Here is a 26,409-nt window from a genome sequence, read left to right on the forward strand (position 1 = left end):
TTATTCGGCTTGTAAAGACGGATCGCAGACCGGCAAAAACCCCGCTCTATTATACTTGGTAATTATTATTGAACTGCCGCCGATAATCTACTATAATGGGCACAGCAAAAGGCCTGTCCATGTGGCGGGCCGCATTGGGCACAGCGACACCCGGTGACGGGTGCCGCGACCGCTGTGGAAAAAAGGGTGGCTGGCTGTGGGGATCATCGACTATTTGGACTATATCGGCATCGTGGCGTTTGCTATTTCGGGGGCCAGCACGGCCATTAAAAAACGGATGGACTACCTGGGCATTCTCATCATGGCTGGGGTGACGGCTATTGGCGGCGGCGTGATACGGGACATCATCATCCGCCGCGACTCGCTGCCCATATTTTTTGAGCGCTACGAGTACAGTTTGCTCATCCTGCTGACCACCGCCTTTGTGATACTGACCAAGGGGCAGATACGCTGGAGCTTTGCGCTGGACATTTTTGACGCGCTGGGGCTGGCTACCTTTGCTATCGAGGCGGGCATCACCGCTATCTCGATGGAGCTCAACTTTATCACCTTCTGCTTTGTATCGTTCATCACGGCGGTGGGCGGCGGCATCATCCGCGACCTGTTCGCCCGCGAGATCCCCCACATTTTGCGCCCGCGGGAGATCTACGCGGTGGCGGCGGTAGGCGGCAGCGTATGCTTTTGGTTTTTGCGACAGCTCATCGACCTGCAGGTGGCGGCCTACATCTGTATTGCGCTGACCTTTTTCACCCGCCTTTTGTGCATGCGTTTTCGGCTGGCACTACCCACCGTTAAGCCGCCGCAGGCCAGGAGCTGACCGGTCCGGGCCCGGGGTGTTGCGGCCCGGCGGCAGGCGGGCGATTTTGCTTGACTTTTTGGGGGGCGGGCTATACAATGGGTGTGGCCCAAAAGGCGGCATGTGCGCTGCCCGGGGCTGTGTAAAAGACTCACAGATTTGACTTTTTAGGAGGTGGACAGACAATGGACGCTGGCAGTAGTAGAGGTGCGAATACCCGGGCTGAATGCGCAGGTGACGTGCCGCAGCGGGAGGAGATGTCTGTTCCGCTCTCTTTGTCACCCGGCACTTCCCTGTAGGGCGCGCGTTTGCCCCCGCGGGGGGATGTGTGCACTTTCTCCCGGTAATATTCGGCACCTGTACTAGACCGCAGCGAGAGACTTGTGGTCTTTTTTGTTGCCCAAATTTACCGCGAGGAGGGAAAATATTATGAGCAAATTCATCACCATCGACGCGCTGTGCCAGCTGGTGGAGGAAAAGCAGTTTGCCGCGGCCCGCGCCTTTTTGCTGGCCTGCAACCCCGCCGATGTGGCGGAGCTGTTTTCTGAGCTGCCCGACGCCGCGCTGGTGCTGTTGTTTCGCGTGTTGCCCAAAGAGGTGGCGGCCGAGGTGTTCTCGCACCTGGACAGCGACGTACAGCAGCGCATCGTTGAGGGCATCACCGACAAAGAGCTCGCCACCATCGTTGACGAGTTGTTTTTTGACGATACCATCGACTTTATCGAAGAGATGCCGGCCGGCATCGTAAAGCGGGTGCTGGCGGCCACCGACTCGGCTACCCGCAGCCAGATCAATCAGCTGCTGCAGTACCCCGAGGGGTCGGCCGGCAGCCTGATGACGCTGGAGTTTATGGAGCTTCGGCGGGACGAGACGGTGGCCGAGGCCATCGCCGACATCCGCGGCAGCCGCGATAAAAAAGAGACCATCGAGACCTGCTTTGTCACCTCCCCCACCAAGCTGCTGGAGGGGTCGGTGGCTCTGCAGGACATTCTGCTGGCCGACGACAGCACCAAGATCATTGAGCTGGCCGACCCCGAGATCTGCAAGGTGGGCACGCTGGACGACGAGGAACAGGTGGTAGAGGTATTTAAGAAATACGACCTGTACACGCTGCCCGTTGTAGACCGGGAGGGCCGGTTGGTGGGCGTGATCACCCTGGACGACGTGGTAGATGTGATGGAGGAGCAGGCCACCGAGGACATCTACAAGATGAACGCCGTCTCCCCTGCCGACGACAGCTACCTGAAGACCAGTGCCCTGACTCTGGCCAAGCACCGCATCGTGTGGTTGCTGGTGCTGATGATCTCGGCCTCAATCACCGGGGCCATCATCCGCCGCTTTGACGAAGTACTCTCTTCTATGGTGCTGCTGGCGGCCTACATCCCCCAGCTGATGGACACCGGCGGCAACGCCGGCAGCCAGTCGGCGACCATGGTGATACGCAGCTTGGCCCTGGGCGATATCGCCCCCAAAGACGCCCTTGTGGTGCTGCGCAAGGAATTTGCCGTGAGCCTGCTGACCGGCTCGGTGCTGGCGGTGGTGAACTTTGGCAAGCTGCTGCTCTTTGACCGGGTGGGGGTGCTGGTGGCCGTGACCATCTGCGCCAGCCTGTTTTGCACCGTGATCATCGCCAAGATCTGCGGTGGACTGCTGCCCATTATTGCCCAGAAGCTGAAAATGGACCCGGCCATTATGGCCAGCCCGCTGATCACCACCATCGTGGATGCGGTGTCGCTGATGATCTACTTTGTTTTGGCCACCACCATCCTGCACATCCACTAAAACACGGTTTAGCCAGTGCGATCTTGACGCGGGCCGCCCACCAAAAAGGGGCGGTCCGTTTTTTGGTGCCCCAGGCAGCTGAGAAACGAGAAAACGGCGGTATGGCGACAAATGTAGCGCCTGGAAATTGTTACGAAATTGTAAATTAGTAGGTATTGGGCGCTGTTTGAGCACGATTTGGCATGTTTGGGCCGATAGGGGGCATGGGCGGGGCATAGCGCGGACAGACTATAGTGAACGCCCGGGCACCTGCCCGGCCCCGGTGAAATAGAAGAGAGGTGCCGTATGCGCTGCGGCGGCTGGGTGGAGTGGCGGACTGGTGCATGGCTGAACTGGCGGACGGGGCACTCGCCCCTGCCGGTGCCGCACAAGTTCTGCGCGAACATCGGCTGCCGGCCTGAGGACAGTTCACCGGCTTGACCCGAGGCGGTAACAAAAAAATCAAATACCAGAAAAAATGACAAATTTCTTAAACCTGCCCCGATGACCCGAAAACCGGTGGCATTTAAAGACAGATCGTCTTATACTGGGGTGTATACTCTGTTTTTTACACGGAGAGCACAACGGAAACGAGGTACCTGACTATGCAAGCTAGCTCTGCCCCCATCGACGGCCAGACCCAACAGAAGGCGGCTGCCGCCCGGCGCCACCCCGGCGCCCCCAGCCTGTACCAGCTGTTTTGGATATTTGTGATCGCCAGCATTTTGGGCTATGTGGTGGAGATGCTTTTTTATTTTGTGCGCCACGGCAGCTTTGAGAGCCGGCAGGGGCTTTTATACGGCCCCTTTTCGCAGATATACGGGCTGGGGGCAGCGGCGCTGAGCGCGATATTGGGCCGTTTTGAGCGCTGCCACAACTTGGTGATATTTGGGGTGAGCGCCGTGTTCGGCGCCGTGTTTGAGTTTGTGTGCTCGCTGGTGCAGGAGCTAGTGTTCGGCTCGGTCTCGTGGGATTATACCGGCTCGCCGCTGAACTTGGGCGGCCGCACCAACATAAAGTACGCCATATTTTGGGGGCTGCTGGGGCTGGTGTTTTTGCGGGCCATCTACCCCTGGTTTTGTGACCTGATACGGCACATACCCACCCGCTGGGCGGTGCCGCTGACCTCGGTGGTGGCGGTATTTTTAGCGGTGGACATGGCCCTCTCGGCGGCGGCGGTGTGGCGCAGCGGCCAGCGGCGGCAGGGGGTGGCGCCAGAGGGGGGCTTTGCCGTGTTTTTAGACCAGACCTACCCCGACGACTACTTAAAAGAAGTATACCCCAATATGAAGTTTATTTAAACGACATACTACGACAAAAAGGCTGGAGCGCGATGCAGCGCCCCGGCCTTTTTATGTACCGTGGGCGGTGGGGGGCGATCGCAGAGCCGGGTGGTGGGGCTTTGAGTGTTGACGAAAGAGAATTGGTTGGGCGTGGGGTGGCGGAACGGTAGATAGTGGGGATATTTTCGGCGCAGGAGTTGGCAGGAAAACTGCACGGTGGGAGGTGCTGAGGTGGTTTATGGGTGTACTGTGGGTGGCTTTGGTGGGCTTTGGTGGGCTGGGAATGTTATCAGTGAGGATGTTGCCGATGGGTGGGGCACGGATAGCGGTACTACTGAGGCGGTGCAAGAAAGGCAGCTGGTCGACTGGGTATAGGGCTGCTACGGTGGTCTGGGAGCGCGGTTGGTGGTGGGGATAGTAACGGGTAGAGGGACGGGCAGGAACATGCACGGTGGGAGGTGCTGGAAATTTTGCGGGGGTGCTGTGGTGGGCTGGAGCGTTATAGATGGGGATATATTGCCGGTAGTGGGACACTGGGAATGTCGCTGACGAAATAGAGTAAAAAAGGCGGGTGGGTGTGGGGCGCTATGGCGGGCTGGGGGTGCGGTTGGTGGTGGGGATAGTAGCGGGTAGAGGGACGGGCAAGAACATGCACGGTGGGAGGTGCTGGGGATTTTGTGGGGGTGCTGTGGTGGGCTGGAGCGTTATAGATGGGGGTATATTGTCGGTGAGTGGGACACTGGGAATGTCGCCGACGAAATAGAGCAGAAAAGGCAGCCGGATGGCTGGGTATGGGGCGCTATGGTGGGCTGGGGGCGCGGTTGGTGGCGGGGATAGTAGCGGTAGCGGGACGGGCAGGAAAATATACGGTGGGAGGCGCTGGGGATTTTGTGGGGTGCTGTGGTGGGCTGGAGCGTTATAGATGGGGGTATATTGCCGGTAGTGAGACACTGGGAATGTCGCTGATGAAATAGAGCAGGAAAGGCAGCTGGGTGGCTGGGTATGGGACGCTATGGTGGGCCGGGGGCACGGTTGGTGGTGGGGATAGTAGCGGGGATAGCAGGACGGATGGGAAAATGTACGGTGGGAGGTGCTGGGGGGTGATGGGCGGCGGGGCTTGAGCGAGATGGGTGGCTGAGGTGCCGGCGGTGCGCCCGGTGTGGGGACGGGCATGTACACAGAAAAAAGCGAGATGAGCGTGAAAGGCAGCGCGAGTGGGGCGTTGGCGGTACCGGGGGTGGGAGAAAACTGTTTTTTCTTGCCAGCGGGGGCGATATGTGCTAGAATAAATTGTTTTTTGAGATGTTGCGGGCCGGGCCCGCTATTTTGCACCGAGAGGAGGAGGACCTGTGCGCCACACGACCACCACTGCGCCCCATATACCGTGCCACTGCTGGGACAGCGTAGCGCACCGGTTCCCCCGGCGTCCGCCCCCGCGCGCGCAGCTGCACCACACGGCAGCTGGACGCGCGCTCCCCGCTTTCATCTGCGGCTTTTTTTAGGGGAAGATCAAATAGAGAAAAGGACGCTATCTACTTATGACCTGGTTTATTTTTTCGCTGCTCTCGATCTTATTCTGGAGCGGCTCGGATTTGTTTTCCAAAATAGGCTCAAAGCCCGACGACACCTACAGCCACTGGAAGATGGTGATGGCGGTAGGCCTGGTGATGGGCCTGCACGGCATTTACATGGTGGCCACCGGCACCCCGTTTCACCTGGGGGACATCATCACCTACCTGCCTGCCTCGCTGCTGTATATTTTGGCTATGGTACTGGGCTATGTGGGGCTGCGGTACATCGAGCTGTCGGTCTCGAGCCCCATCTGCAACTCGTCTGGTGCGGTGGCGGCACTTTTGTGCTTTGTGTTTTTAAAACAGGCCATGACCGGCCTGCAGCTGGCGGCAGTGCTGCTCATCTGCCTGGCGGTGCTGCTGCTCAGCCTGCTGGAAAAAAGGCAGGACGACGCGGCGCGGCAGCTGCGCCAGCAGGTGGCCAACGTAAAGTACCAAAAGAGCTTTATCGCCATATTGTTCCCCATCTTATACTGCCTGATCGACGGGCTGGGCACCTTTGCCGACGCGATGCTTTTAGATGTGGCCATTGCCGAGGAGCAGGCCAACATCGCCTATGAGTTCACCTTTTTGTTTATGGCCATCTGCGCCTTTGTCTACGTGGTGATCATTAAAAAGCAGAAGATCCGCCTGTGGGACGAAAAGCCCAAGATGGCGGCGGCGCTGGTGGAGACCGCCGGCCAGTTCACCTATATTTTTGCCATCGGCGCCAATGCGGTGGTGGCAGCCCCGCTCATCAGCAGCTACTGTGTGTTCAGCGTGCTGTGGAGCCGGCTGTTTTTAAAGGAGAAACTCAACTGGAAGTACTACGCGGTCATTGGTCTGGCGGTGATCGGCATCGCCATACTGGGCATGGAGTGACCGAGCGGGCCTCCGCCGGTGTAGCGGGACCCGGTCTTTACCGATAAAACGGCAGCGCGCCGGAACACCCCTTTTGCGGGTGTTCCGGCGCGCCTTTTATGGCTGTGCATCTGTTTGATCTGCTACGCGGCCGGACCGAAACGGCCTGCTCATGTACAAAAGCGGGTAAGGATTCCCCTGCTCATCACGATCTGTTCTATTATAAATTTTAAAACCCATGTGCTCATAAAAGCCTTTTGCCAAGGGGTTTTGCTCGTTTACTGCCAAATCGTTGACCGCATATTTTTCTATGCCGTACCTGAGCAGTGCTTTACCCGATCCTTTTCCTCTCTCCATGCCGGAGATGAAGAGCATTTCCAGGTGCTGCTCTACGATACCCATAAATCCCACCGGGACCCGGTCTTGGTTTTCCACGATGACCAAATGCGGAATTTCTTTGAGTGCCTGGGGGACGTATTTTTTGATATCCTGTATATCACGCTCTGACAAAAAGAGATGTGTGGCCCTTACAGAGCTCTCCCACACCTCCAGCAGCTGCTCGAGCAGCGCCGGATCTCTATCCGTTATTTCTGTGATCCTCATTTTGAGCCCTCCTATAAATAGAATCTACTGTTCTGTACACGACACATGACTTGCCCGAGACAAACCGGCACATGGTGGACTTTTTACATTTTATCGTCAAGCGCACAAGGTTGTCAAGCAGTTCTTTTTTCCTCGCTATGGGGCCCCGTAGATGGCGGCTATCTTTTGAGCCCTGCGCCTTATTTCGGCGCGGATATGCGGCGGCTCCAGACATTCGCATTTATCGCCGAAACGCAAGAGGATATTGTAGTAGTACTCGTTTTCTACAAAGGGAAAACGCACGAGGTAATGCGTGTCGCCGTCCGGCGAAAAGTACTCGTTTGGACAATAGTCGAGGACGATATCGGCGATAGAGCGGTGGATGCGGAGCCTGATCTCGGTCTGCATGGTCTTTAAAGTATCCGTAAAGTCTAAAACCGGCTTTTGGTGATCTCGGGGTGTAAAAGACGTTTGTTGCAGCTGTAGATCGGAGATGCGGGACAGCCGAAACAGCCGAAAGTCGTTTCTTGTGCGGCAGTACCCCTGCAAATACCACTGGCTGTTTTTGAGCACCAGCTGATACGGCTCGACCGTTCGCCGGGTCTTTACCCCGCGGTGGGCCGTGTACCCAAACTGGAGCAGCCTGCTCTGTCGCAGTGCTGCCCGCACCGTTTCCAGACAGGGTTGTACGGCTCTGTCTGCCGTCCAGGGGGCCGGGTCGATACAGATCTGGCCGGCCTTTTTGAAAATATCATCTGCTCTGTCGGCGGGGATGAAGCTCTTGACTTTGGCGAGGACAGTAGCCAGCTCGCTCCCCCCTACCATGCTGAAAAGGCCGGAGAGCGCCGTCAGGAGCGCGGAGAGATCGGCGGCTGAAAAGACCTTGTTATCGATCTTGTACCCCCGCATGATCTCGAAGCCGCCGCCGGCGCCCGACACCCCCCGGACGGGGACACCGGCCATGTTGATGGCGTCTATATCGCGGTAGATGGTGCGGGGCGAGACCTCGAACATATCCGCCAGCTCCTGTGCGCCGATACGCTCTTTTTGGAGGAGGACCAGGATCATGCTGACCAGCCTGTCTACTTTCATAGAATACCGCCTTTAACTATTTACTGCCAATCGTGGCCACACCGTTGTCAACGATCTTATCGTACAATGAAAAGGCAAACAAATCAATCTGCCCCTCTGCCAGGGGCGAGACAGAATTGGGGGAAAATACATGTTTACCATCTATATTTACCTGCCGGACACTTTGGCTGACTGGGAACTGGGACATATCACCGCCGAGTTGCAGTCGCGGCGCTTTTTTAAAAAGGACGCCCCGCACCTGGAACTGAAAACAGTCGGCTATTGCCGGGAGCCGGTGCGCACGATGGGCGGGCTGACCGCCTTGCCCGACTGCGCGGTAGGCGATATCGCCACTGGTGAAAAGAGCATGTTGCTGTTGCCGGGCGCAAACACGTGGAGCGACCCCAGACACGGCGCTATCGTCGAAAAAGCCGGCGAATTTTTAGCTGCGGGCGCGGCGGTGGGCGCTATCTGCGGGGCCACTGCCGCGTTGGCCGGCGCGGGGCTGCTGGACGATCGGCCCCACACCAGCAACGGGCCGGGATTTTTGGAGGCGGCAGTGCCCGGCTACAGGGGACAGCGCTTTTATGTAGATGCGCCGTCTGTAGCGAACGGCGGTCTTTTTACGGCCAGCTGCACCGGAGCACTGCTGTGGGCCCGGCAGATCATTGCCCATCTGGGCGTTTTTGAGGCCGATACGCTCGCCGCCTGGTACGCCTATTTTTGCACCGGAGCGCCAGAGCACTTTTTTGCCCTGATGCAGTCTGTGGCGGCAGCGCAGACAACCCTACTTTAGATAAGCTGGACGGCAGTGGGCGCAAATGCCGCGCCCCAGAACCGTTTAGCATATTGGAGGGCACGTTTTAAAACTTAAAACGTGAAACGTGGGCGCGGGGGGCGATGGACATCAGGGGCGGGCGGTGTTAGAATGGGGGAAACAGAGCGCGAAGGGGCCTGATAGAGATGGGGACCATTTATAAGACACCGGACAGCCGCCGCCAGACGCTGGCGCTGTACGACCGGCAGCTCAGATCGCTGGGGTGCCGCTGGCGCGACCGGTATGTAGACACCGGTTTTGGCCGCACTCACCTGGTGGAGACCGGAAACTTTGCCGGCCCGGCGGTGCTGGTGTTTCACGGCGGCAACTCGACCACCGCCTACAACCTGCTGCTGTGCCGTTTTTTGCTGCCCCATTTTCACCTGTACGCGGTAGATATCATCGGCCACCCGGGCAAGAGCGACCAGCGCTGCCTGCCGCCTTACGGCTACGCCTATGGGCGCTGGGCCAGCCAGGTGATCGACGCGCTGGGTTTTGCGCATATGCGCTGTTTTGGCGGCTCGTTTGGCGGCGGGGTGCTGGCCAAGCTGATGTGTGTGGCGCCGGAAAAAGTGGAAAAGAGCGTGCTGGTGGTGCCGGCGGGCATTGGCAACGCGCTGCCTGTTGGGGCGGTAAAAATGCTGGTGCCGCTGCTGCGCTACCGCCACGGCGGCGATGAGCGCTATCTGCGGCAGACGGCGCTGTACATGGCGATGACCGAAGACGTTTTAGACAGCGACACCATCGAGACGCTGCGAAACAGCTTTGACCACGTAAAGACCAAGGTGGGCATGCCCACCAATGTGGGGGCGCGGCGCATGCGGCGCTGCCATGCACCTACGCTGGTACTGGCCGGCGAACGGGACTGCCTGTTCCCGGCGCGCAAGGTGCTGCGGCGGGCGCCGAAGATCCTGCCCTGCTGCCGCACCTACCAGCTGACTGGTCGCGGCCACATGCACCTGCTCACCGAGGAGGAACAGTCGATGATCGTATCGTTTTTGCAGGGGGACCCACCTCCCCCGCCGGGCCGCTGACCAGCGGGCCGCGGCGGAGGCCTGTACGGCACCGGGCGGCAGGATGGTGGCCCGGCGCGGAGACTTAAAGCGGCAGCTGCCGCTATGGGCCGTAACGGACACGGCAGGTGACCGCGGGGCGGCAGTTGCAAGAGAGAAAACAAAAAAGGCGGGCGGCCAGGGTGACCGGCAGCTCGCCTTTTTTATGTGTGAAAACGGTAGATAGGGACCTGCAAAGGCTGACCCGCCGCCAACGGCTGGGAGAACCCGCGACCGGCGGCTACAGCTTGTTGTACAGCACCTCGCCGTTTTTGATGGTCATAACGCAGTTTAAAATGTCCTGGATGTTGTCGGCGGGGTTGCCGGCAAACACGGCCAGATGGGCCTTTTTGCCCGGGGCGATGCTGCCCAGCTCTTTTTCGACGCCCAGCATGGTGGCCGAGTTGATGGTGGCCAGCTCGATGGCCTCCAGCGGGGTGAGGCCCTCCCCTACCGACAGCACCAGCTCGTTGCCGGTGCCGGCGTGGGAGTTGAAGGGGGTGCCGCTGTCGGTGCCCAGCGCGCATTTGACGCCGGCGCGGTAGGCCTTGATGAACGAGGCGTAGTGGTCTTTGATGACCATTTTAGATTTGCGCACGGCGTACTCGGGGATGCCGTTTTCGATGCCGTATTTGTTGATATAGTACGGCGCGCAGAGGGTGGCCACCAGCCAGGTGCCGTTTTTGAGCATCAGCTCGATGGCCTCGTCGTCCAGGTAGATGCCGTGCTCCACCGAGTCGATACCGGCGCGGATGGCGTTTTTGATGCCGATGTTGCCCTGGGCGTGGGTGGCGCTTTTGGCGCCGACCTTGTGGCCCTCCTCGATGGCGGCGCGCATCTCCTCCTCGGTGAGCTGGGGGCTGCCGGGCTCGACGCCGCGGGTCATGACCCCGCCGGTGGCCATGATCTTGAGCCAGTCGGCGCCGGCGCGCAGCTGCTCGCGGGCAGCTTTGCGCAGCTCGTCTACCCCGTCGGCCTGACGGCCGCCGGCATTCCACCCGTGGCCGCCGGTCATGCAGATACACTGCCCCGAGACCTGCATGTCGGGCGCTTTTTTGACCAGGCCCGACTTGACCGCGTCGCGGATATCGATATCGATAAAGTGAGAGGAGCCCACGTCGCGCACGTAGGTGACGCCGGTCTCTATGTACTGCTCCAGGTGGTGCAGCGCCTTCATGGTCATCTGGGCGTCGGTATCGGCCACCGCCTCGGGGTTGGGATCGGGGGCCATGGTCATGTGCTCGTGGCAGTTAAAGAGACCCGGCAGCACGGTGTTGCCGGCCACATCGATGACCTGACAGCCGTCGGGGGCGGCGACCTTTTCGCCCACCTCTTTGATGATGCCGTCCTCGATGAGGATCTGGCCGGGGAATACCTTTTTGTTTACGATGTCGACGATGTTGCCGCCGGTCACCAGTGTGTACTGCATAAACTCACCTCATAAAAATGTGTTCAAAAGCAATTTTGTGCTTTAAAGTGTGTTAGTGGACTACCGACAGTTTACCACGGTTTTTCGCCGGGGTCAATACGGGGGCGCAAAAAAGGGGCGGCAAGACGAAGATGGGCCGCCTGGGGGGCATAGCGGCTCAAGATGGGGCGCGGTGGCGGCGAGGTGGTCGGCGATGGGGCGTGACGTGGCGGGGACGACTGGCAGTGGGCGCGGCGGAGACAGCTGGCGGTGAGAGGTGGCCGGGCGGCGGGTACTGGGCACGGTAAGGCGGTCAGGCGTGCGGCGCAGTCGGGCAGCGAGTGGCTGGTGGGGCGGAGCCCAGGCGGCGGGTAAAAGCGGCGTGCGGTGGAATTGCTGGCGGTGGGGCGGCGTGGGAGCGCTGGAGATAAGTTGCGCTGGCCGCTGGTGATGGGGCGTAATGTGGCGGAGACGGCTGGCGGTGAGACGTGGCCGGGCGGCCGGTACTGGGCACGGCGGGGCGGTCGGGCGCGAGATATCGGTGGCGGCGCGGCAAAACGCCCGGTGGCGGTCTTGCGCCGACAGCCGGGCGGGCAGCAAAAAAAGCAGCCCGGCGGCGGTGGCCGGCTGCTCCAAAAAGGCGTATTTATTTTTGAGCCGGGGGCCCGGCCGTTAGGCGAACACCAGCTGCACCAGCACCATATAGGCGGCGGTGCCGCCGAAGATGGAGAGCATCGTATTGCGCTTAAAGAGGTGCAGCCCGGCGGTGATGGCCACGGCGATGAGCTCGGGCAGGCCAAAGGGGTAGGCGGTGGGGGTGATGGCCTTGAGGCAGTAGATGATGAGCATGCCCATGATGGCCGGCGGCAGCACCCGCCCCAGGTAGGCGATGGTACGGGGCACCGGGCGGCCGGCGCGAAACACCCAAAACGGCAGCGCCCGCAGCACCCAGGTGACGATGGCCACCACCGCCACCACCGACAGCGTGTACAGATCATTTTGGCTCACGGTGCGTGTTCCTCCTCCCTATCGGCGATGGCCCGGCCCCGCAAAAAGCATAGGAGCAAAACCATCAGCGCCATGGCCGGCAGGAGAAAGCTGTCGGCCCCAAAGAGGAGCAGGCAGGCCGCCGAGCCGGCCAGACCGATGACCGCCGGCAGCCGGTTTTGCCGCTCGCGCAGCTGGTCGATAAACACCACCACAAACAGGGCGGTCATGGCAAAGTCGATACCGGTGGTGTCGAACGGCAAGAGCGACCCGGCCACCGCCCCCAGCGCGCTGCCCAGCACCCAGTAGCACTGGTCGAGCAGGGTGATGAAAAAGTCGTACCAGCCGGGGTCTACCCCATCCGGCGCCCGGGTGCCGCACAAAAGCGAGAAAGTCTCGTCGGTGAGGCCCAGCGCCAGGTAGATCTTTTTGGCGCCGGCGGCGGCAAAGCGCCGCAGCATGGGCAGGCCGTAAAACAGGTGGCGCAGGTTGACCATGGCCGTCATGGCCGCAGCGGTGGGCAGGCCGGCCCCGGCAGCCAGCATGCCCACGGTGACGAACTGCATGCTGCCGGCGTAGATGAACACGCTCATCACCACCGCCCAGAGCGGGTGCCAGCCGGCGCTGGTGAGCAGCACCCCAAAGGCCATACCGATAAACAGGTAGCCGGCCAGCACCGGCAGCGTTTTGGGCCAGGCGGCGCGCAGGGCGGCTGTTTTGACGCCGGGGGCGGTTCGCGTTTTGACAGGGCTAGGCGTCATGGCGCTCGGCCTCCCGCCTTTTTACCCCGCGATAGATGCGCAGGGCGGTGACGAGCACCGGCAGCAGCAGTACGCCGGCGGCCGCCGGCAAAAACCAGGCCCCCAGCGGCTGGTAGGTGGCGGCGCAGAAATCCAGGTAGCAAAACAGCAGCACCAGCAAAAATTTGAGGGCGCACAGGCCGGTGCGCAAACACTGGGCGGCAAAGATCTGGCTGCGGCCCGACCAGCGGCCGGGCATGGTGTAGAGCGCCGGCAGCAGCTCGGCGGCCAGCAGCAGCGCGTACAGCAGCAGCGCCACCGCCGGCAGCACCAGCAGGCTCGACTTTTCGCCGTAGCTGTTTATTTGGCCGGTAAGGCCAAAGTGGGTGGGCACGGTGGCGGGTATTTGATCCCACACCCGCAGCAGGTAGGCCGCCCAGAACACCAGCACGGTGATGCTGCCCAGCTCCCACCACTTTTGGGTGCGGGTAAAGGGAAGTCTTTCGCCTTTTTTCACGGTATCGTCTCCTTTTATAGATCGCGGTGGGGCAGTTTAAAGGGGGTGGCCCCGGTCGGGGTAGTTGCCCAAAAATTGCAGGTACTCACAGCTCTTCTGCAGCTGGTCGAGAAAGTCGGCCAGTCCGGGCTGGCGCAGGTTACCGGAAAAATCGAGGTAAAAGAGGAACTCGAAATCCCGGTCGGGGATGGGGCGCGACTCGATCTTTTGCAGGTTGAGGCCCTGGCTCTCGAACTGGGCCAGAAAGCGAAACAGCGAACCCTGCACGTGGGGCAGCACCGCGCAGACGCTGACCCGGTCGGCCGTCGGGGCGATGACCGGCTGGGCCATGACGGCGATAAAGCGGGTGCGGTTGCGGCCCTGGTCCTGCACGCCGCGGCGCAGCACCGAAAGACCGTACAGCTCGGCGCAGACCTCCGAGGCGATGGCGGCTATGCTCTGGTCGCCGCCGGCAGCCACCATCTCGGCGGCGGCGGCGGTGTTGGAGTACTCGTGGGGGTGCAGGTGGGGGTGCTCCTCGAAAAAGCGGCGGCACTGGCCCAGCGCCTGGGGGTGGGAGTAGACCTCGGCCACCGCGTCGAGCGCGGCGCCGGGCAGGCCCAGCAGGCAATGCTCCACGGCCACCTGGGTGGTGTCTACGATGTAGAGCCGGTGCAGGCCCAGCAGCCGGTACACCGGCAGCACCGAGCCCTCGGTGGAGTTCTCGATGGGCAGCACCCCCACCGTGGCCCGGCCGCTCTCGACGGCGGCGAACACGTCGTCGAACTGGCGGTAGAACTGGGGGCGGCACTGGGGCCACAGCTGGGTACAGGCCCGGTGGGAGTAGGCCCCGGGCACCCCCTGGGCGGCCACTGCCGCCGGCGCCGGGGGCAGCTGGACACCGGCTGTTTGGATGAGCGCCGACAGCGGCTCTCTCTGGCCGCTCACAGAGTGCGGCCCTCGAACTCGAGGGTGCGGCGGACGGTGGACATGACGCCGCCAAACTGGTCGGGGGTCAGCGACTGGGCGCCGTCGGACAGCGCGTGGGCGGGGTCATTGTGCACCTCGATGATGAGGCCGTCGGCCCCGGCGACGATGGCCGCTTTGGCCAGCGGCTCCACCAGCCAGGTGATGCCGGTGGCGTGGGAGGGGTCGACCACCACCGGCAGGTGGGAGATCTTTTTGAGCACCGGCACCGCCGAGATATCCAGCGTGTTGCGGGTGAAGGTCTCGAAGGTGCGGATGCCCCGCTCACAGAGGATGACCCGGTGGTTGCCGCCGGCCATGATGTACTCGGCGCTCATGAGGAACTCCTCGATGGTGTTGGCCAGCCCGCGCTTGAGCAGGATGGGCTTTTGGCAGTGGCCCAGCTCTTTGAGCAGCTCGAAATTCTGCATGTTGCGGGCGCCGACCTGGATGATGTCCACGTCGCTAAACAGGTCGATGTGCGCCAGCGACATGATCTCGGTGACGATGGGCAGGCCGGTCTCTTTGCGGGCCAGGCGCAACAGCTCCAGCCCCTCGGCCTTTAGGCCCTGGAAGGCGTAGGGGCTGGTGCGGGGTTTGAAGGCGCCGCCCCGCAGCACGGTGGCGCCGCTCTCTTTGACCCGGCGGGCGACTTCTAGTATCTGCTCCTCGCTCTCGACCGAGCAGGGGCCGGCCATGATGGGCACCTGTTTTGCGCCGATGGTGAGGCCGGGGGCCAAATCGATGACGGTGTCGTCGGGGTGGAACTTGCGGTTGGCGTTTTTGTACGGCTCCTGCACCCGCTTGACGTTCTCGACGATATCCTGGGAGCGCACCGCGTCGATATCGATGACCGAGGTGTCGCCCACCAGGCCCAGGATGGTGGTCTGGGTGCCGTAGACGGCGTTGACCGAGACGTTTTGCGACTCGATCCACTGGGTGAACTGCTGTACCTTTTCTCTGGAGACGCCGGGTTTTAAAATGACGATCATGTTTTTACTCCTCCTGTTTTACCGCTGCGGCACCGGCCGGCTGCCGGGGCGGCCGCGGCCGACAAAAAAGGGGCACCCCGACGAGCCGTCGGGGTGCCCACAGAAAAATACACGTATCACATGGCGGTTGCCACAGCCCCAGACCGGCCTATTCTCTTTTCACGCCAGATAAACCCGAACCCGCTAAAAAACAGGCCCAGGCTGATAAAGCTAAAAAAGAAAACGGCGATGTGGTTTGGCATGGTGGTAGCCCCCGTGTTGCTGTGCCGCCCCGAGAGAGGCGGCGATAAAAAGAGGCGGCGGGCAGAGCACCCGTCGCCTCTCTCCCATGTGTATCATGATAAACACACAGGTCTTATTTGTCAACTGAAAGTTTGGTGCGGCACCGGCCCGATCAGCTGAAAAGGCCTTTGATGCGGTCCCACAGGCCGGTCTTTTTTTCGGCCTTTTTGCTCTCCCCGCCTTTTTTCTCGGTCTTGGGGGCGGAGATCTCGTCGGTCTTCATGACGAAGGCGGTGGTGGTGTCGCAGCCTTCGGGAGAGCCGGCAAAGCTCTGGTACGACTCGCTCTGGGCGATGAGGGCGTCTTTGAGGGCCAGCAGGTTGTCGGCGTCGCCCACCAGCTCGTCTATCTGGCCCTTGGCCGGGTCGATGCCGGTGGTCTTGTAGGTGTTCATCCCCTGATCGAGCTCGCCGCTCTTTTCGCTGATGGTCCTGGCCGCGCCGGAGAGCTGGCCGGTGGCGTCTTTGGCTCCGGCGGCGCCGTCGGACAGGTCCTTGGCTCCCTGACGCAGATCGGTGCTGCCCTGACGCAGCTGCGCCTCGGCCTGGGCCAGCTGCTCTTTGGCCGTCTGCAGGCCGGTTGCCAGGTCGGTCTGCATGCTGCCGGCGTCGGTGGCCAGCGTCTGCATATCTTGGCCCAGCGCGGTCAGGGTGGCGCCGTGCTCCTCCAGCTGCTGCTTGAGGGCGCCGAAAGCGCCCAGCAGGGCGGTGATATCGGCGCTGGGGTCGGCCTGCTTGATGGCCAGGATCTGCTGGTACAGAGCGCCCATCTGCTGGGTGATGTCCTGCATCTCCTGCGAGGCGGTCTGCCCCTTACCGGCCAGGTTTTGCAGATCCTGGGCGATGGCCTGACCGCTCTGGCCCATCTGTGCCTCCAGCCCGGGGAGCAGCTGGTCTATCTCGTCAAAGAGCTGCTGCACCCCGTCGGTGTACTGGGTGACGCCGGCCAGCAGGTCGCCGGCGCCGGCGCTGAGATCGGAAATGCCGCTGTCGAGTTCCTCCATCTTGCCGCTGTAGGTCGCCAGCGCCTCGGACAGCTGCTGGGTGCCGCTGGCCAGCTGCTCGGTGGCCGACTGCAGCTGGCTCAGGCCGCTGGAGAGCTCGCCCAGCGAGATATCGCCCTTGAGTTTATCCAGCGGCAGGCTGGGGGTGGCGGCGATGACCACCGAGCCCAGTTTGAAGTTTTTGGCCTCGGCGGTGACGGTGAAGGTGTCCTGCAGCGAGAAGTCGCTGATTTGCTTTAAGGTGTCGGCGTCTTTGCCCAGGCTGTCTTTTAAGCCGGGCACGGCCAGGATGGTGACCACCTGATTGGTGCCCTCTGAGAGCACCGAGCCGCCAGAGCACTTGACGTTTTGGAAGGTGTCGGTGGGCAGGTCGAGCACGGCGGTGGTGGCAAACGGGGTGTAGATCTCGCGGCTGACGCCGCCGACGGTGGCCGAGGAGCGGCAGTTGTTTTTAAAGGCGACGGTGATCTCGACTTTGCCGCTCTTGCCGGCCAGATCCGCCGGGGCGATGTCTTTGCCGTCGAGCTTGTAGGTGATGGACACGGCGATGGGCGGGGTGGTGTCGCTGGCGCCCTGATAGTAGGCGTCATTACCGTCCATATCCCAGGAGAGGACCCCGTCTTTTAGGGTGGGGGCGGTCTCGGACTTGACATTTTTGATATCGGTCAGCGAGGTGGGCTCGCCCAGGCCGCGCACGCCGCTGTCGGCGTGCAGCCAGCTGCTGACGGTGGTGCTCTTTAAGCTGCCGTCGGCGGCCAAAAACATGTAGACGGTCTCCTGTTTGGTGATGGCGCTGTTATCGCTGGCCAGCACCGCGCCGGACAGGCTGGGGGCGGCGGCCAGCGACAGAGCCAGCAGGCCGCACACGGCCCGGCGGGCAAAGGTTTTGGGGTGCTTCATGTGTAAAGACCTTCTTTCTCTAGTGTTGGGGCTCGTTTACCGGGTGGGGGCGCGGCACACTGCCGGCGGCCGGCCGCAAAAAACCTTTGGTGGTCTTGCAGATGAGCTTGTCGCAGACCAGCAGGATGGCCGGCAGCACCAGCAGGATGGAGAACATGCTGATGACGGCGCCGCGGGCCAGCAGTGTGCACAGGCTCTTGATGAGATCCATGCGGGAGATGCAGACCACGCCGATGTTGGCGGCGAAGAAGGTGAGCCCGCTGGTGATGATGGAGGGGGCGCATTTCTGCACGGCGGTGTAGACCGAGTCATGCACCGTGCGGCCGGCCCGGCGCTCCTCGCGAAAGCGGGTGGTCATGAGGATGGCATAGTCGACGGTGGCCCCCAGCTGGATGGTGCCGATGACGATGCCGGCCACGAACGGCAGCTGCGTACCGGTGAAGTACGGCAGCCCCATGTTGAGACTGATGGCGAACTCGATGGCCAGCACCAGCAGCACCGGCAGGCTAAAGGACTTGAAGCAGATGCCGACGATGAGCAGGATGGCCAGCACCGAGGTGATGTTGACGCTTTTAAAGTCGACGTCGGCCACCTCGATGAGGTCTTTGGTGAGCGCTCCCTCACCGGCCACCACGGCGTTCTTGTCGTACTTTTTGAGGATGGTGTTTATCTGGTCTATCTGGGCGTTCTCCTCGTCGCTGGCTGCGCGGTAGGTGGAGTTGACCATCATCATTTTTTTACCGCCGTTTTGGATGATCTGTTTGACGCTGTCGGGCACCACCTCGGCGGGGATACCGCCGCCCACGTACTTGTCGTAGGAGAGCACCAGATCGATGCCGTCGAGGGCTTGTATCTCGTCGCCGATCTGCTGGTACTGGTAGGCGGGCAGACTGTCGTCGAGGATGAGAAAATGGGTGCTGGTCATGTTGAAATCATCTTTTAGCTTATTGGTGCCGATGATGGAAGTCAGGTCCTGGGGCAGCGTTTGGTCCAGCGCGTAGTACACCGGCGCTTTGGCCTGGGCGACGGCAAACGGGATAAACAGCGCCACGAAGGCCACCAGAATGCCTTTATAGTGTTTGAGGACAAAGCTGGGCAGGTGCTTGGGCTCGACGATGATGGCCCGGTGCTGCCAGCGCTGCAGCGGCTTATCGAAAGCCATGATGAGTGAGGGCAGGATGACCACCGTGCAGATGACCCCCAGCAGCACGCCTTTGGCCATGACCAGGCCGATATCGCGGCCCAGCGTGAGGCGCATGGTACACAGCGCCAGAAAGCCGGCGATGGTGGTCAGCGAGCTGCCGGTGATGGAGGACATGGTGGCAGTGATGGCTTTGGCCATGGCTTCCTCCTTGCTGGCACAGTGGGCCTCCTCCTCTGAAAAGCGGTGCAGGAGGAAGATGGAGAAGTCCATGGTTACCGCCAGCTGCAGCACCGCCGCCAGCGCCTGGGTGATGTAGCTGATCTGCCCCAAAAACACGTTGGTGCCGAAGTTGTAGACGATGGGGAAAGCGATACCCAGCATGAGCACCACCGGCGCCAGCCAGCTGCGCAGCCCCAGCCCCAGCACGACGATGGAGAGCACCACCGCCACCAGCACGTAGAGGGGCATCTCCTGGCCGACCAAAGTCTGGGTGTCCTCGACGATGGCGGCCATACCGCCCAAAAAGCACTGCTTGCCAGCTGTCGACTTGATCTGCCGGATGGCCTTGACGGTGCGGTTGGCGGCGGTGGACTCCTCAAAGCTGATGACCATCATGGTGGAGCCCTTATCGCTGTAAAACAGCTGCTGGACATCTTTGGGCATCATCTCTTGGGGGAAGCCGTCGTCGAAGATATCGTCGGCCCAGAGGGCCGATTTGACGCCGTCGATGGCGGCGATCTTCTCTTTGAGCTGCGAGACCTGGTGGGTGTTCATCCCCTCGACGACGAGCATGGTGGTGGAGCCCATGGAGAAGTCGTCCTCCAGGTATTTCTGGCCGATCATCGACTCGACGTCGGCCGGCAGGTAGGAGAGGATATCGTAATTGACAAAGGTGGATACGTACCCCAAGACCGACGGGATGAGCAGCAGCACGGCCAAGATGAGGATGGGTATCCGCTTTTTGACGATAAAGCGGGCCATCTTTTCGGACCGGTTCATGTGCATGACCTCTTTTCTGTGATTTGGTGTTGCATGTGTGGGCCCCAGCCCGGGCGCCGGCCGCTGTTTTAGCTGTAAAAGAGCGGGCCGGGCGGGGTTTTGGGCGCAAAAAACAGCGTCTCTCCCCCGCCCCGCTCGGTGGCTGGCGGGCGGGCATCGTACGCCGTGTTTTGTTTTTTTATGGGCGCGCCCCTCAGCTGGGGCGCAGCATTTTGCGGATGGCGGTAAAGAGCATGGGCTTTACCGTATCGATATCGGGCAGCTGGCCCAGCACGATGGAGCAGTAGCAGGTGGAGCCGATGAGCTCCACCACCATAAATACCAGCTGAAACGCCTCCTCGGCGGTGTAGCCCCAGCTCTCGAGCTGGCTGAGGTACTGGCGCAAAAGTTGGGTGACTTCGCTGTCAGCCCCGGTGTCGTCGGCACTTTGCAGGCCGCTCTGCATAAGGCTCCAGGACAGGTTTTTGCGGATGACCCGCAGCACGGCCGGATCGTTCTTGAGCAGGTCGATGGCGTAGTCGGTGACGTAGATGATGCGCTCGATGGGGTCCTCGATGTTCTGCTGCATGGCCTGCTGCATGGCCTGGGCGAGCACCTGGGCCCCGCGGCGGAACACCACGTGGGCCAGCACGGCATCTTTGTCTTTAAAATAGAGGTAGAAGGTGCCTTTGGCGATGCCGGCCCGGCGGGCGATCATATCGATGGACACGCCGGCTATCCCCTTTTCATCGAACAGCTCGAAAGCGGCCTGTTCGATGGCCTGCTCTTTCTTCTTTTTTTTCTGTTCTATCTTGCCGATGAGCATGGTGTACACCTCGCGTTAGGAGCCGGTGACGGCTGGCAGTTTATCAAAAATGACCGTTCGTCATTTTGTTTGACACCCACAGTATATTGCAAAACTGACCAATCGTCAACTTTAAAAAATGACTTTTAGTCAGTTTCTATAGTGTGCACGACATCTGCTAAAATGCGACAGCGCAGATTGTGCAATTTGTGCAGGGGATGGACGGGCCCAAGCCGGGTATAGGTAGAGGGGCGAGCCGGCGGTAGGGGGACCCGGGTGCGGGGCTGTGGGCGGGATGGTTGGGATGGGTGGAGAACGGACAGGGCTTATACAGGATCTATATAGATGGATGGGACGGATGGCGGCTGTGGTGGCTGGTGAAGAGGAGCGGCGGCGGGATGTGGGGCGGGCGGTGGCGCGCGGGGCGGGGTGCGCATAGGTACTTGGGATGAGGTAACAGAGGGGGCTGACGGCGCCTGGCGAGATGCTGTGGGACGCCGGGGGAACGGGGTGGGCTGGGGATTGGCTGGGGTGGCCGGTCGTGATGAATGGCGAAGAGGAGCGGCGGCGGGATGTGGGGCGGGCGGTGGCGCGCGGGGCGGGGTGCGCATAGGCACTTGGGGTGAGGTAACAGAGGGGGCTGGCGGCGCTTGGCGAGATGCTGTGGGGTGCGGGGGGCGGGGTGAGTTAAGGGCTGACTGGAGGTGGCCGGTCGTGATGAATGGTGAAGAAAAGCGGAGACTGGATGTGGGGCGGGTGGTGGTGCACGGGGCGGGGTGTGCATAGCTACTTGGGATGAGGTAACAGAGGGGGGCTGGCGGCGCTTGGCGAGATGCTGTGGGGCGCCGGGGGCGGGGTGGGCTGGAGACTGACTGGAGGTGGCCGGTCATGATGCATGGTAAAGAGGAGCGGCGGCGGGATGTGGGGCGGGCGGTGGCGCGCGGGGCGGGGTTCGCATAGGTATTTTTTGGGGGGAAACAGAGGAGCGGCGGGTGGCAGGCACCGAACTGGTGCCGGTGCATACAATGTGGTGATACCCCTTTATTTGTAATACTTTCCAGAAAGGCATGGATCGATTATGGCTACGATACTCGTCTATAACTTATACACCAATAGAATGGAGCGCTACACCCGGGCAGAGACAGACCCGATGCCCTACTCGTACGGCAGAACGCTGCTGGTACGCGAGTTCCGGGGATCTTCCAGATCGTCGGTAATGTGGACCACCACTACGGCGATGGAGTCCTGGAACATCACCCGCCGCAACTGGGGCAGCGGCATTTACGTGGGCTACGCCTACAAACGCATTTGGGAGGGCGGCCACGGCCTGCAGAGCCAGCACTACGCCGGCACCAGCTTTGACACGATGCAAAACCAGACCTCCGCCACCCGCCGCCGCTTTCACCAGCTGTGCCAGTCGCTGGGGGTGTGGACCTATGTGGAGCCCATCAGCATGACCCCCAGCTGGGTGCATTTTGACAAGCGCTACGGCAGCCCCGCCTGCTCGGCCGGGTACCCGCTGATCAGAAACGGCTCGGTGGGCGTTTACGTGCTGGTTTTACAGGACGCCCTGAACGCGCTGGGCTACACCACCCGTACCCTGGACGGCTACTTTGGCGGCAACACCACCAATGCGCTGGTAGCTTTTCAGCGGGCCAACGGCCTGAGCGCCGACGGCATTTGCGGCTGCAATACCTGGCGGCGCATCACCAACGCGGTGGTGGGCATCGGCCGCACCTCTACCGTGATCGACTAGCACCTCCCGCGCTGTACAAACGCCGGTGCGCTGTGGTAAAATAGGACCTGTACACGCATTTGTGATGCTGGGAGGACCTGTTTTATGACCTGTAGCTTTTTACACACCAACCTGACCGTACTAGACCTGCAAAAGAGCCTGGATTTTTACCGCCAGGCGCTGGGTCTTACCGAGGTGCGCCGCATAGAGGGAGACGGCTTTACCATCGTCTTTTTGGGCGACGGCAACACCGATCATCTGCTGGAGCTGACCCACTACCACGACCGCACAAGACCCTATGACCTGGGCGACAACGAGATACACCTGGCGGTGCGCGTGCCCGACCGGGACGCCGCCCACCAGCTGCACGCGCAGATGGGCTGTATCTGCTTTGAGAACACCGATATGGGTCTCTACTTCATAAACGACCCCGACGGCTACTGGATCGAGATACTGGACCACTAGGCCACTGGACCACCAGCGCCGGCCAAAACACCGCAAAAAACAGAGGACAGCAGGCCGATCGGCCGGTGCTGTCCTCTGCTTTTTTGTGCGGGCTTTAAAGCGCGGCGCTCATTTTTTTGGGGGCTCCCCTGCCCTCCAGACCAGGGCCGACGGGGTGTGTTTTGGCCCGAAAGCGGGAGCCCGGCGGCGCAGAGGGGGACCGGGGCGGCGGCGCTACCTCCGCCTATAAGCGCCTGTGGACAGTGGGGTCTGCAGCGGGCCAGCGGCCGGTGCAGAGCGGCGGGATCTAGCGCCGACAAAAAGGCCCGCCCGGCTGTGAGCCGGGCCAGGCGGCGGACGCCGACCGACGTTTTCGGCACCGGCAACAGCAGCTGATAGTCGATATCGGCCGGCGGTGGGTGAGGTAGCGCCGGCCGCAGGCGGCATAATAGCGGCCCATACCGGCCAGCGTATCGGTGCGTGCCCAACACGGTACCGGCGGCGCGCTGCCACACAGCTGCCGCTATAGTGCCCGGTTCGCGGCGACAGCTGGGGCGATGGGGCGCTGGCCCGGCCGGTACTGCGCCCACAGATCGCTTTGGAGTCGCTTTGGAGCGGGGCCAAACTGAACGTGTAGCGCAGCGAATTGAGCGGCGCCAGCTGGCCCAACCCTACGACAGCCGAACCGCCGGGCGGTACCTGTTGCTGGTGGGCCGCCGTCAGGTCACTGTGTGCGAAGGGGCTCCCTTCACTGCCGTAGGTATGGGCAGCGGCATCACCACAGGCTGCAAACCCCGCCGCGGTATAGTGCCAGCAGGCGGTCGGTCAGGTACGGCAGAGGGCCGACGGCAGGCCCGTTATACTGCCGGGCCATGGGCGCGATGAACGCGCTGCCGCACAGCTCGATACGGCCGGTGTTGCGCAGAGCCCGGGTGCGGCCCTTTAGCAAGCCGGGCATCTGCGGGCGGGTGCGGCTGAGTCCATAGCGGGCGGTACGCACGGCGGCGTGGGTGATCTCTCGCAGCTGCCGGCACTGATCCTGGGCGGTCAGCAGTATGCCCGGCGGCAGGTCTGTTCGCTCGCTCTGTGACTCTGTGACATCGTTCATAAAGCACTTCCTGCTACTGTATATACCTATCCACCCGCTGGCCGGCCGGAACAAGACTTGAAAAAACGCCGTTTTATGGTGGTGATATACGGGCAGAAAAAGAGCGGGGAGCAGACTACAAAAATGGTCTGCTCCCCGCTTATTATAGCGGCTGTGAAGAACGAGGCCCCGGCCGGTGGCAGAGGGATGGGGCCGTTTTGGCATGTGCGCCGGTCAGGGCGGTAAGGCGGGCGGGTGCTAGCGGGACAGAGGGCCAGAAAACTGCTGGCCGCGGTGTTCGATACGCGCTACCCGCGGGCGGTAGTCATCTGCCCGGCGGTCCTGTGCCAGCCAGTCGAACACCCGCCGGTCGCTGCCGAAATGCATGGGAAAGATCACCGCCGCGTCGGTGTGGGCGGCGAAGTAATCGAGCCCCAGCAGATAGCCGGGCCGGCCCAGGCGCGGGTCGAGGGGGACGAAGGCGACATCGAAATGCTCGCCCTGCAGGCGGTCGATCTGGGCGCAGTAGGCGCGGGCCATATCGCGGTTGTCGCTGTCGGGCTCCCCCTCCCAGTGCCACCAGTTGAGGTCGCCGGCGTGGTAGATGCGCAGCCCGTCGACCTCGATGACAAAGGCCACCCCCAGGTCGGTAGAGGGGAGCGTGCGCACCGCGGCGCCACCTACCTGCAGCGAAGCATCGGGCCCGATGAAGTGGGTGTCGGCCGCGGCGGGGGCGGCGATATCGCTCGATAAGATGTACTGGATACCGGGCAGCTGCCCCCGCCAGCGGAAGATGACCGGGTCGTAGTGGTCGCCGTGGCTGTGGGAGGCAAACACCAGCACCGGTTTGCCGGTGAGCGCAGCCGGATCGATAACGCCGCTATTTAGCCCCCGGCCGTGGGGACTGTTGCGGTAGTAGTCGAAAATGAGGTAGTGGCTGGCTGTTTCGAGCAGAAAGCTGCTGTGATAGAGATAGCGGACCGTATAGGCGGGCATGGCGGGACCTCCCTCTGCATGCTGGGTGCCGCACGGCGCGGCGCCGGTGGGTATCATCCCTTACAGTATGGGAGATATGGGGACAAAATGCAAGAGCCGACAGACAGTTTTTTTGCTAAGCGAGCTTGACATTTTATGCAAAGCAAACTATACTAAATTTGCAAAGTAAACTGTACATTTATCGGCGGTGAGGAGGGACCTGGTGAAAAACAACATCCGCCAGCTGCGCAAGGAGCGCAAGCTCTCGCAGGAGGAGCTGGCCCTGGCTGTGGGCACCACCCGCCAGACCATCACTTCCATCGAGGTGGAGCGCTACACCGCCTCGCTGGTGCTGGCTTACAAGATCGCCCACTACTTTGGGCGGCAGATCGAAGAGGTGTTCGACTTTGGGGAGATCGACGAAAAAGGGAGGTAACGACCGATGGAGGACTTTAAAAAGGTGTTGCGGCGGCGCATGTGGCTGCTGCGGGCGGTAATGCTGGTGGGGCTTTTGTTTTTGCTCAACCACCAGTTTGAGCTGGTGCATCTGCCGGGCCATCCGGTGGCGGCGGTGCGCGAATTTCAGGGCGGACTGCTGTCGACACTGTGTATTTTGTTGGCGGTGATGATCATCCGCTACAACCGGGCGCTGGGCGACGAGCGCCACCTGCAGCTGCTCTACAACCGCGAACACGACGAGCGCATGCGGCTGATCCGCCAAAAGGCGGGCATGCCTATTTTGATGGTGACCTCGCTGGGCATGGTGGTAGCCGGTGTGGTGGCCGGGTACTTCAATGCGGTGGTGTTCATGACGCTCATCGGGGCGGCGCTGATACAGCTGGTGGTGGCGGTAGCGGTAAAGCTGTACTACGTGCGGGTGCTGTGAAGGGGGCTCTCTCCCCTGCCGGGCACATAAAAAACAACCGCTTGGCGGCCTGAGCGCGACTGACGCCGCTCTCTGTGGGGGCTCTGGCTCCCACAGAATATTTTTTCATGAATGCGAGCACCGGCTACCGCCGGCGGCAGTGAAAAAGACAGCTATAAGTTTGTGTGCCTTGGGCAAAGCTTGGGCAAAGAAAATACACTCACAAAGTTAAATTTGCAGGGAGACAGATACGTGAAAAAAGTAATTTTAGGTTCCATAATGTTTTTGTCAGGAGCAATTTCTGTTGCTTTGGTTTTAGCTGGTTCAATGGCGAATGAATGGACGGTAAATGGACGATTTTCTTCATGGTGGAATATTCAGCAATATGGTCTTATGCCAATTATATATATTTTTTGCGGCTTAGCAGTTATTGGTCTTGCCATCGCTATTTGGGGCGTACTTGATAAGAAAAATTAAACACACAAACTAATACTTGTTGGGCTGATCCAATACGCCTTCTCGGTATAGGACGTATTTCCTCTTTGGCCGTTTTCAGTAGTGGCGAGCAGGGCAAAGTGGTGTGCACTTTGCGATTTTCCCGTTTTTCATCCCTGCGAATACCGGGGAGATCTGCATTGGGGGCCGCCCCAGTTCTCCGGCAAGGGCCGCTTGCGCTGCCTTGCGAACGCTCTCTGTGGGGGTCTGGTCCCATACAGGATATTTTTGAAAGCGCCGGCAGCTGGCTGCTGCCAGCTGTGCCGGTGCACCCAAGATCTGGCGATTTTGGACCAGCTGTAATAAAAAAAGCGCGCTGCCGCAGAGGCAGAGC

At 61.2% G+C, this 26,409-nt stretch carries 24 protein-coding genes; 11 read left to right on the forward strand and 13 right to left on the reverse strand.

The genetic code is table 11. The features are described from left to right. Positions 1 to 196: 196 nt before the first annotated feature. The 4 genes from H8K20_RS05590 (at position 197) to H8K20_RS05605 (ending at position 6,272) form a co-directional block, all read left to right on the forward strand. On the forward strand, positions 197 to 817 hold the full coding sequence (locus tag H8K20_RS05590) for a trimeric intracellular cation channel family protein (RefSeq protein ID WP_164998149.1): 621 nt from the start codon (positions 197 to 199) through the stop codon (positions 815 to 817). A 408-nt stretch (positions 818 to 1,225) separates the two neighbouring features. After that, on the forward strand, positions 1,226 to 2,578 hold the full coding sequence (mgtE, locus tag H8K20_RS05595) for a magnesium transporter (protein WP_186487723.1): 1,353 nt from the start codon (positions 1,226 to 1,228) through the stop codon (positions 2,576 to 2,578). 584 nt (positions 2,579 to 3,162) lie between these two features. Further along, complete coding sequence (locus tag H8K20_RS05600; protein WP_186487724.1) at positions 3,163 to 3,858, forward strand: putative ABC transporter permease; 696 nt, start codon at positions 3,163 to 3,165, stop codon at positions 3,856 to 3,858. 1,520 nt (positions 3,859 to 5,378) lie between these two features. Then, positions 5,379 to 6,272: an EamA family transporter gene (locus tag H8K20_RS05605; protein ID WP_186487725.1), complete on the forward strand. Its 894-nt coding sequence runs from the start codon at positions 5,379 to 5,381 to the stop codon at positions 6,270 to 6,272. A gap of 96 nt (positions 6,273 to 6,368) precedes the next feature. Here H8K20_RS05605 and H8K20_RS05610 read toward each other — a convergent pair whose 3' ends face one another. Beyond that, the gene (locus H8K20_RS05610; RefSeq protein WP_186487726.1) at positions 6,369 to 6,854 is read right to left on the reverse strand and encodes a GNAT family N-acetyltransferase; all 486 of its coding nucleotides are present in this window, start codon (positions 6,852 to 6,854) and stop codon (positions 6,369 to 6,371) included. A gap of 135 nt (positions 6,855 to 6,989) precedes the next feature. Beyond that, on the reverse strand, positions 6,990 to 7,925 hold the full coding sequence (locus H8K20_RS05615; protein WP_186487727.1) for a helix-turn-helix transcriptional regulator: 936 nt from the start codon (positions 7,923 to 7,925) through the stop codon (positions 6,990 to 6,992). A gap of 130 nt (positions 7,926 to 8,055) precedes the next feature. Between H8K20_RS05615 and H8K20_RS05620 the strand changes: the two genes are divergently transcribed. Both H8K20_RS05620 and H8K20_RS05625 read left to right on the forward strand, forming a co-directional pair. Then, the gene (locus tag H8K20_RS05620) at positions 8,056 to 8,700 is read left to right on the forward strand and encodes a DJ-1/PfpI family protein (protein ID WP_186487728.1); all 645 of its coding nucleotides are present in this window, start codon (positions 8,056 to 8,058) and stop codon (positions 8,698 to 8,700) included. A gap of 167 nt (positions 8,701 to 8,867) precedes the next feature. After that, the gene (locus H8K20_RS05625; protein WP_186487729.1) at positions 8,868 to 9,755 is read left to right on the forward strand and encodes an alpha/beta fold hydrolase; all 888 of its coding nucleotides are present in this window, start codon (positions 8,868 to 8,870) and stop codon (positions 9,753 to 9,755) included. Between the two features lie 259 nt (positions 9,756 to 10,014). On the opposite strand, the gene H8K20_RS05630 is transcribed toward H8K20_RS05625, so the two are convergent. From H8K20_RS05630 to H8K20_RS05670, 9 genes are all read right to left on the reverse strand, one after another. Then, positions 10,015 to 11,202, reverse strand: coding sequence for a metal-dependent hydrolase family protein (locus H8K20_RS05630; protein WP_186487730.1), 1,188 nt, complete (start codon positions 11,200 to 11,202; stop codon positions 10,015 to 10,017). A gap of 651 nt (positions 11,203 to 11,853) precedes the next feature. Continuing rightward, positions 11,854 to 12,189, reverse strand: a complete 336-nt coding sequence (locus H8K20_RS05635; RefSeq protein WP_186487731.1) for an AzlD domain-containing protein — start codon at positions 12,187 to 12,189, stop codon at positions 11,854 to 11,856. Continuing rightward, entirely contained in the window at positions 12,186 to 12,929 is a 744-nt protein-coding gene (locus tag H8K20_RS05640) for an AzlC family ABC transporter permease (protein ID WP_186487732.1), read from the reverse strand. Before H8K20_RS05640 ends, H8K20_RS05635 begins: the two co-directional genes overlap by 4 nt. Continuing rightward, positions 12,919 to 13,425 (reverse strand): DUF1648 domain-containing protein, encoded by a 507-nt coding sequence (locus H8K20_RS05645; RefSeq protein WP_186487733.1) that lies wholly within the window; start codon positions 13,423 to 13,425, stop codon positions 12,919 to 12,921. The genes H8K20_RS05640 and H8K20_RS05645 overlap by 11 nt, the downstream gene beginning before the upstream one ends. Before the next feature lie 36 nt (positions 13,426 to 13,461). Next, the gene (locus H8K20_RS05650) at positions 13,462 to 14,352 is read right to left on the reverse strand and encodes a prephenate dehydratase domain-containing protein (RefSeq protein ID WP_186487734.1); all 891 of its coding nucleotides are present in this window, start codon (positions 14,350 to 14,352) and stop codon (positions 13,462 to 13,464) included. Further along, positions 14,349 to 15,362 carry a 3-deoxy-7-phosphoheptulonate synthase gene (gene aroF / locus H8K20_RS05655; protein ID WP_105204364.1) on the reverse strand — a complete coding sequence of 338 codons (1,014 nt, stop codon included), beginning with the start codon at positions 15,360 to 15,362 and terminating at the stop codon, positions 14,349 to 14,351. Before aroF ends, H8K20_RS05650 begins: the two co-directional genes overlap by 4 nt. 394 nt (positions 15,363 to 15,756) lie before the next feature. Beyond that, the gene (locus H8K20_RS05660) at positions 15,757 to 17,547 is read right to left on the reverse strand and encodes a coiled-coil domain-containing protein (RefSeq protein ID WP_186487735.1); all 1,791 of its coding nucleotides are present in this window, start codon (positions 17,545 to 17,547) and stop codon (positions 15,757 to 15,759) included. A 19-nt stretch (positions 17,548 to 17,566) separates the two neighbouring features. After that, positions 17,567 to 19,690, reverse strand: coding sequence for an efflux RND transporter permease subunit (locus tag H8K20_RS05665; protein ID WP_186487736.1), 2,124 nt, complete (start codon positions 19,688 to 19,690; stop codon positions 17,567 to 17,569). Between the two features lie 193 nt (positions 19,691 to 19,883). After that, complete coding sequence (locus tag H8K20_RS05670) at positions 19,884 to 20,495, reverse strand: TetR/AcrR family transcriptional regulator (protein ID WP_105204360.1); 612 nt, start codon at positions 20,493 to 20,495, stop codon at positions 19,884 to 19,886. Positions 20,496 to 21,552: 1,057 nt separating this feature from the next. On the opposite strand from H8K20_RS05670, the gene H8K20_RS05675 reads away from it, so the two are divergent. Then, entirely contained in the window at positions 21,553 to 22,230 is a 678-nt protein-coding gene (locus H8K20_RS05675) for a peptidoglycan-binding domain-containing protein (protein WP_105204359.1), read from the forward strand. Between the two features lie 84 nt (positions 22,231 to 22,314). Beyond that, positions 22,315 to 22,674, forward strand: a complete 360-nt coding sequence (locus tag H8K20_RS05680; protein ID WP_154865383.1) for a VOC family protein — start codon at positions 22,315 to 22,317, stop codon at positions 22,672 to 22,674. Positions 22,675 to 23,428: 754 nt separating this feature from the next. Here the strand turns inward: H8K20_RS05680 and H8K20_RS05685 are convergent. Both H8K20_RS05685 and H8K20_RS05690 read right to left on the reverse strand, forming a co-directional pair. Next, positions 23,429 to 23,761 carry a hypothetical protein gene (locus H8K20_RS05685; RefSeq protein ID WP_186487737.1) on the reverse strand — a complete coding sequence of 111 codons (333 nt, stop codon included), beginning with the start codon at positions 23,759 to 23,761 and terminating at the stop codon, positions 23,429 to 23,431. 237 nt (positions 23,762 to 23,998) lie between these two features. After that, complete coding sequence (locus tag H8K20_RS05690) at positions 23,999 to 24,736, reverse strand: MBL fold metallo-hydrolase (protein WP_186487738.1); 738 nt, start codon at positions 24,734 to 24,736, stop codon at positions 23,999 to 24,001. 202 nt (positions 24,737 to 24,938) lie between these two features. On the opposite strand from H8K20_RS05690, the gene H8K20_RS05695 reads away from it, so the two are divergent. The 3 genes from H8K20_RS05695 (at position 24,939) to H8K20_RS05705 (ending at position 26,057) form a co-directional block, all read left to right on the forward strand. Further along, positions 24,939 to 25,151: a helix-turn-helix transcriptional regulator gene (locus H8K20_RS05695; RefSeq protein WP_105204355.1), complete on the forward strand. Its 213-nt coding sequence runs from the start codon at positions 24,939 to 24,941 to the stop codon at positions 25,149 to 25,151. Between the two features lie 6 nt (positions 25,152 to 25,157). Next, on the forward strand, positions 25,158 to 25,601 hold the full coding sequence (locus tag H8K20_RS05700) for a hypothetical protein (protein WP_186487739.1): 444 nt from the start codon (positions 25,158 to 25,160) through the stop codon (positions 25,599 to 25,601). Positions 25,602 to 25,832: 231 nt separating this feature from the next. Beyond that, on the forward strand, positions 25,833 to 26,057 hold the full coding sequence (locus tag H8K20_RS05705) for a hypothetical protein (protein WP_129589396.1): 225 nt from the start codon (positions 25,833 to 25,835) through the stop codon (positions 26,055 to 26,057). Positions 26,058 to 26,409: the final 352 nt, after the last annotated feature.

This window comes from Neobittarella massiliensis (ex Bilen et al. 2018) (assembly GCF_014269355.1).
Taxonomy (GTDB): Bacteria; Bacillota; Clostridia; order Oscillospirales; family Ruminococcaceae; genus Neobittarella; species Neobittarella massiliensis.

Excerpts from the sequence above, each read along its gene's own strand:
- H8K20_RS05640 (WP_186487732.1), bottom strand. The coding sequence starts at position 12,929 with ATGACGCCTAGCCCTGTCAAAACGCGAACCGCCCCCGGCGTCAAAACA.
- H8K20_RS05610 (WP_186487726.1), bottom strand. The coding sequence starts at position 6,854 with ATGAGGATCACAGAAATAACGGATAGAGATCCGGCGCTGCTCGAGCAG.
- H8K20_RS05660 (WP_186487735.1), bottom strand. The coding sequence starts at position 17,547 with ATGAAGCACCCCAAAACCTTTGCCCGCCGGGCCGTGTGCGGCCTGCTG.
- H8K20_RS05615 (WP_186487727.1), bottom strand. The coding sequence starts at position 7,925 with ATGAAAGTAGACAGGCTGGTCAGCATGATCCTGGTCCTCCTCCAAAAA.
- aroF (WP_105204364.1), bottom strand. The coding sequence starts at position 15,362 with ATGATCGTCATTTTAAAACCCGGCGTCTCCAGAGAAAAGGTACAGCAG.
- H8K20_RS05680 (WP_154865383.1), top strand. The coding sequence starts at position 22,315 with ATGACCTGTAGCTTTTTACACACCAACCTGACCGTACTAGACCTGCAA.
- H8K20_RS05665 (WP_186487736.1), bottom strand. The coding sequence starts at position 19,690 with ATGAACCGGTCCGAAAAGATGGCCCGCTTTATCGTCAAAAAGCGGATA.
- H8K20_RS05600 (WP_186487724.1), top strand. The coding sequence starts at position 3,163 with ATGCAAGCTAGCTCTGCCCCCATCGACGGCCAGACCCAACAGAAGGCG.
- mgtE (WP_186487723.1), top strand. The coding sequence starts at position 1,226 with ATGAGCAAATTCATCACCATCGACGCGCTGTGCCAGCTGGTGGAGGAA.
- H8K20_RS05685 (WP_186487737.1), bottom strand. The coding sequence starts at position 23,761 with ATGAACGATGTCACAGAGTCACAGAGCGAGCGAACAGACCTGCCGCCG.
- H8K20_RS05620 (WP_186487728.1), top strand. The coding sequence starts at position 8,056 with ATGTTTACCATCTATATTTACCTGCCGGACACTTTGGCTGACTGGGAA.
- H8K20_RS05675 (WP_105204359.1), top strand. The coding sequence starts at position 21,553 with ATGGCTACGATACTCGTCTATAACTTATACACCAATAGAATGGAGCGC.
- H8K20_RS05605 (WP_186487725.1), top strand. The coding sequence starts at position 5,379 with ATGACCTGGTTTATTTTTTCGCTGCTCTCGATCTTATTCTGGAGCGGC.
- H8K20_RS05670 (WP_105204360.1), bottom strand. The coding sequence starts at position 20,495 with ATGCTCATCGGCAAGATAGAACAGAAAAAAAAGAAGAAAGAGCAGGCC.
- H8K20_RS05625 (WP_186487729.1), top strand. The coding sequence starts at position 8,868 with ATGGGGACCATTTATAAGACACCGGACAGCCGCCGCCAGACGCTGGCG.
- H8K20_RS05630 (WP_186487730.1), bottom strand. The coding sequence starts at position 11,202 with ATGCAGTACACACTGGTGACCGGCGGCAACATCGTCGACATCGTAAAC.
- H8K20_RS05690 (WP_186487738.1), bottom strand. The coding sequence starts at position 24,736 with ATGCCCGCCTATACGGTCCGCTATCTCTATCACAGCAGCTTTCTGCTC.
- H8K20_RS05700 (WP_186487739.1), top strand. The coding sequence starts at position 25,158 with ATGGAGGACTTTAAAAAGGTGTTGCGGCGGCGCATGTGGCTGCTGCGG.